1 pseudogene is annotated in these 1,284 nt (G+C 75.9%); it reads left to right on the forward strand.

The window, feature by feature from the left end:
* A pseudogene (locus KBX39_RS31435) lies at nt 1–1,284 on the forward strand (polyketide synthase); the annotation flags it as partial.

The following is a 1,284-nucleotide window of genomic DNA, read 5'->3' on the forward strand; positions in this document are numbered from 1 at the left end:
AGCTGGTGGATCCGGAGTACTGGGTGCGGCACGTGCGGCAGCCCGTGCGGTTCGCCGATGGGGTGGCGGCGTTGCGGGCACAGGGGGTGGACACGTTCCTGGAGATCGGCCCGGATGCGACGTTGACGGCGATGGTGGCGGAGATCGTCGCTGATGCCGGGGTGCGGCGGGTTCCGGTGTCGCGGCGGGACCAGTCGGAGCTCGCTGCGGTGACGGCGGCCTTGGGGCAGTTGTGGGTGGCGGGTGTGCCGGTCGACTGGGCTGCCTACCACGGTCAGACCGGCGCCCGGCCGGGTGTGGTCGACCTGCCCACGTACGCCTTCGACCATCGACGTTACTGGATCAATGCGACGACGCGGTCCTACCGTCCCCCCGCCGCCCGGCGTACCGCCGCCGACGAGGACTTCTGGCGGGCGATCGAGGCGGAGGACCTGACGACCCTCGCCGAGAGCCTGGCCGTCGACGCCGACGCCCCCCTCGCGGACGTGCTGCCGGCGCTGTCCACCTGGCGACGCCGCCGGGACGCCGAGGCGGCCCTCGACTCCTGGCGCTACCGGGTGGCCTGGCAGCCGCTCACGGACGACGCCGCCCGCGCCGAGGCGACCGACTTCCTGCTCGTCGTACCGGCCGACGCCGACGCGGCCGTGACGGACTGGGCCGCCGCCCTCGGCGCCGCCGGCGGGCGGATCGTCGAGGTCGACGCCACGTGCGACCGCAAGCGCCTCGCCCACGAACTCGCCGAGGCGTCGACCGGCCGCGACGGGGACGTGCTGCCCGTACTCTCCCTGCTGGCCCTCGACACCCGGCCGTACGCCGGGGCCGCCTCCGTGCCGACGGGCCTCGCCGCCACGGTCGCGCTCGCGCAGGCCCTCGGCGACGCCGGGATCACCGCCCGGCTCTGGATCGCCACCCGCGGCGCGGTCTCCGTCGGATCCCGTGACCGGCACGTCGACCCCGTGCAGGCCATGGCGTGGGGCTTCGGCAGCGTGCTGCGCGCCGAGCACCCGCACCGGTGGGGCGGGCTCGTCGACCTCCCCGAGCAGCCCGACCAGGGCGTCGTGCGGATGCTCCGGACGCTGATCGCCGGCACCGGCCGGGAGGACGAGATCGCCCTGCGCGGCACCGGCGGCCACGCCCGCCGGCTCGTTCGTGCGACGTACGGCGACACCGGTGCGCGCGGTTCCTGGACGCCGCGTGGCACGGTGCTGATCACCGGCGGCACCGGGGCACTCGGGGGACACGTCGCCCGCGCGCTGGCCGCCGACGGAGCCGAACACCTCCTCC

The sequence above is a fragment of the Micromonospora sp. D75 genome, assembly GCF_018070405.1.
Lineage (GTDB): Bacteria > Actinomycetota > Actinomycetes > Mycobacteriales > Micromonosporaceae > Micromonospora > Micromonospora chalcea.